The 3,765-nt window shown below is 70.8% G+C and carries 4 protein-coding genes; all 4 read left to right on the top strand.

Annotated elements, in window-relative coordinates:
* The first annotated feature begins 190 nt into the window (after positions 1 to 190).
* The 4 genes from AC31A1_RS48465 (at position 191) to cseC (ending at position 3,591) form a co-directional block, all read left to right on the top strand.
* Positions 191 to 730 carry a SigE family RNA polymerase sigma factor gene (locus AC31A1_RS48465; RefSeq protein ID WP_019064956.1) on the top strand — a complete coding sequence of 180 codons (540 nt, stop codon included), beginning with the start codon at positions 191 to 193 and terminating at the stop codon, positions 728 to 730.
* Positions 718 to 1,407, top strand: coding sequence for a hypothetical protein (locus tag AC31A1_RS48460; protein ID WP_489659435.1), 690 nt, complete (start codon positions 718 to 720; stop codon positions 1,405 to 1,407). The genes AC31A1_RS48465 and AC31A1_RS48460 overlap by 13 nt, the downstream gene beginning before the upstream one ends.
* 124 nt (positions 1,408 to 1,531) lie before the next feature.
* Positions 1,532 to 2,239: a two-component system response regulator CseB gene (gene cseB / locus AC31A1_RS48455; RefSeq protein ID WP_489659434.1), complete on the top strand. Its 708-nt coding sequence runs from the start codon at positions 1,532 to 1,534 to the stop codon at positions 2,237 to 2,239.
* Positions 2,240 to 2,247: 8 nt separating this feature from the next.
* Positions 2,248 to 3,591, top strand: coding sequence for a two-component system sensor histidine kinase CseC (gene cseC, locus AC31A1_RS48450; protein WP_489659433.1), 1,344 nt, complete (start codon positions 2,248 to 2,250; stop codon positions 3,589 to 3,591).
* The last annotated feature ends 174 nt before the right edge of the window (positions 3,592 to 3,765 follow it).

The following is a 3,765-nucleotide window of genomic DNA, read 5'->3' as shown; positions in this document are numbered from 1 at the left end:
CCCCGCCCCCTTACCCCGGACCTACTTCCGTTACACAACCGACGGACAGCCGAGCGCTCTCCGCAGGCTGCTCCGCACAGTGCCGTGACAACCCCTCCGTAACTTCATTTGTGTACCGCAGACCGGCGGGACAGCAGCAGAGGACAACCGGCAGCAGGCGGGTCGGAAACGGGGATGGAGGCGGTTGATCATGGCGCAGGGCGAGGTGCTCGAATTCGAGGAGTACGTCCGCACCCGACAGGACGCGCTGCTGCGCAGCGCCCGCCGGCTGGTGCCGGACCCGGTCGACGCCCAGGACCTGCTCCAGACGGCGCTCGTACGGACGTACGGCCGCTGGGAGACCATCGAAGACAAGCGCCTCGCGGACGCGTACCTGCGCCGCGTCATGATCAACACGCGGACCGAGTGGTGGCGGGCCCGCAAGCTCGAAGAGGTTCCCACCGAGCAGCTGCCGGACGCGAGCGTCGACGACGCGACCGAGCAGCACGCGGACCGGGCGCTTCTTATGGACATCATGAAAGTTCTCGCTCCGAAACAGCGCAGTGTTGTCGTCCTGCGACACTGGGAGCAGATGTCCACCGAAGAGACGGCCGCCGCCCTGGGCATGTCGGCCGGTACGGTCAAGAGCACGCTGCACCGGGCGCTCGCCCGGCTCCGGGAGGAGCTGGAGGCCCGCGACCTGGACGCACGCGCGCTGGAGCGTGAGGAGCGGGAGCGTTGCGCGGCCTGAGCGACGACACCCCTGGGCCCGGGCCGAGCAGCATCCCCGGGCCCGGCAGGGTGCGCGGGAGCTTCGAGGCGGCGTTCGCGGCGATGGCCGTGCTCGCCGCCCTCGCCCTTATGGTGTCCGGCTGCGCCACCGGCGGCACGGGTGCCCGTGACGAGGGCCCGGCGCACTCCGACTCGGTGGCGGGCGTCGCGGAGGCCAAGTCCCCCTCGCCCTCCGCGACCGTCGACGACCACGTGGACGCGGTCAAGCTCGTCATGGACGACCCGAAGGTCTCGGCGGCCGTCAAGCACGAGCTGAAGCCGTGCGTCGCCGACGAGTACGCGGTCGACGTGTCGTACGGCGTACTGACCGGCAGCACCGCGAACGACGTCGTCGTCAACGTGATGACCTGCGGCGATGCGGTGGGGATCGGCTCGTACGTGTATCGCGACAAGGGCGGGACGTACGAGAATGTGTTCAAGGCCGAGGAACCCCCGGTCTACGCGGAGATAGACCGCGGCGATCTGGTCGTCACCAAGCAGGTGTACGAGAAGGGCGACCCGGTGTCGAGTCCCTCCGGGGAGAACGTGATCACGTACCGCTGGACCTCGGGCCGTTTCGTCCAGGAGTACAGCACCCACAACGAGTACAGCAACGCGGTCGGGGGCGACGCCTCGCCCGCTCCGAGCAAGAACTGAACGGAACAGAACCGGTCGGGACTGAACCGATCGGCCGCCCCGATCCGATGCTTCAGTGAACGCGGACGCCGCCCCAGGCGTCCCATGCTTGAGAACGACCCACACGAGGACTGAGAGCACCGGGATGGCAGACCAGACCCACGTCCTGTTCGTCGAGGACGACGACGTCATCCGCGAGGCCACCCAACTCGCCCTGGAGCGGGACGGCTTCGTGGTCACCGCCATGCCCGACGGGCTGTCGGGCCTGGAGGCGTTCCGGGCGGACCGCCCCGACATCGCGCTGCTGGACGTGATGGTCCCGGGCCTGGACGGGGTGAGCCTGTGCCGCCGTATCCGGGACGACTCGACGGTCCCGGTGATCATGCTGTCGGCACGCGCGGACTCGATCGACGTCGTACTCGGCCTGGAGGCGGGCGCCGACGACTACGTCACGAAGCCCTTCGACGGCGCCGTCCTGGTGGCCCGCATCCGCGCGGTGCTGCGCCGCTTCGGACACGCGGGCGGCAGCGACCGTACGGCGGACACGGAGGCGGACACGGTCGGCGGCGGGGTGCTGACCTTCGGGGATCTGGAGATCGACACCGAGGGCATGGAGGTGCGCCGCGCGGGACAGCCGGTGGCGCTGACGCCGACCGAGATGCGGCTGCTGCTGGAGTTCTCGTCGGCGCCGGGCACGGTGCTGTCCCGCGACAAGCTGCTGGAGCGGGTGTGGGACTACGGCTGGGGCGGTGACACCCGGGTCGTGGACGTCCACGTGCAGCGGCTGCGGACGAAGATCGGCCAGGACCGGATCGAGACGGTCCGCGGCTTCGGCTACAAGTTGAAGGCCTGAGCAGGGGTATGCGGGGGAATTCACGGCGCAGGGTCCCGTCGTTCATGGACAGAGCGGGCATCCGTACGGGCCTGAGATGGAAGCTCAGCGCGGCCATCGCGCTGGTCGGCACGCTGGTCGCGATCGCGCTCAGCCTGGTCGTGCACAACGCGGCCCGGGTGTCGATGCTGGACAACGCGCGCGACCTCGCGGACGAGCGCGTCCAGATCGCGCAGCGCAACTACGAGTTGTCCGGGCGGCCGAACTTTCCCAGCATCAAGATCGACGACCCGAATCTGCCGCCGGCGCTGCGCGAGAAGGTCGGGGAGGGCCGCCGGGCGACCTACGTCACCGACCGGCCGCACGGGGTGCCGGACATCTGGGCGGCCGTACCGCTCAAGGACGGCCACGTCATGTCCCTGCACACCGGGTTCACCGACCGCAGCACGGACATCCTCAAGGACCTCGACCAGGCCCTGGTGATCGGCTCGATCGCGGCCGTGCTCGGCGGCAGCGCGCTCGGTGTCCTGATCGGCGGCCAGCTCTCGCGCCGGCTGCGCAAGGCGGCGGCCGCGGCGAACCAGGTCGCCAAGGGCGAGACGGACGTACGGGTACGGGACGCGATCGGCGGGGTCGTACGGGACGAGACCGACGACCTCGCGCGCGCGGTGGACGCGATGACGGACGCGCTGCAGCAGCGACTTGAGGCGGAACGCCGGGTCACGGCGGACATCGCGCACGAGTTGCGCACCCCGGTGACGGGCTTGCTGACCGCGGCCGAACTCCTCCCCCCGGGCCGCCCGACCGAACTGGTCCTGGACCGCGCGAAGGCGATGCGCACGCTGGTCGAGGACGTGCTGGAGGTCGCCCGGCTCGACGGGGCGTCCGAGCGGGCCGAGTTGCAGGACCTCATGCTGGGCGACTTCGTGAGCCGCCGGGTGATCGCGAAGGACCCGGACGCGGTGGTGCACGTCGTGCACGAGTCGGAGGTGACGACGGACCCGCGCCGCCTGGAACGCGTCCTGTTCAACCTCCTCGCCAACGCGGCCCGCCACGGCAAACCGCCGATCGAGGTCTCCGTCGAGGGCCGGGTCATCCGGGTCCGCGACCACGGCCCCGGCTTCCCCGAGGAACTCCTCGCGGAGGGCCCGAGCCGCTTCCGCACCGGCAGCAAGGACCGCGCGGGCCACGGCCACGGCCTGGGCCTGACCATCGCGGCCGGCCAGGCCCGCGTCCTCGGCGCCCGCCTCACCTTCCGCAACGTCCGCCCCGCGGGCGCACCGGACCACATTCCGGCGGAGGGCGCGGTGGCGGTGCTGTGGCTGCCGGAGCATGCGCCTACGAGTACGGGGAGTTATCCGATGCTGCCGTAGCCTCCGGCGGTTGGGGGGGTGGTGACCGGTGTCGCCGTAGCCTCCGGCGGTTGACCGGTGTGCTTCAGTGAGGGCGCGGGATCGTCGGGACGGGAGCGGACCAGGGACGGGAGCGGATCAAGGCTCCTCACGTGCTCCCCACCATCACATCCTCCCCCCGAGACGGCGCAGCCC

It is taken from the genome of Streptomyces sp. P5F9 (assembly GCF_057961495.1).
This window is presented reverse-complemented; position numbering and strand designations above follow the sequence as displayed.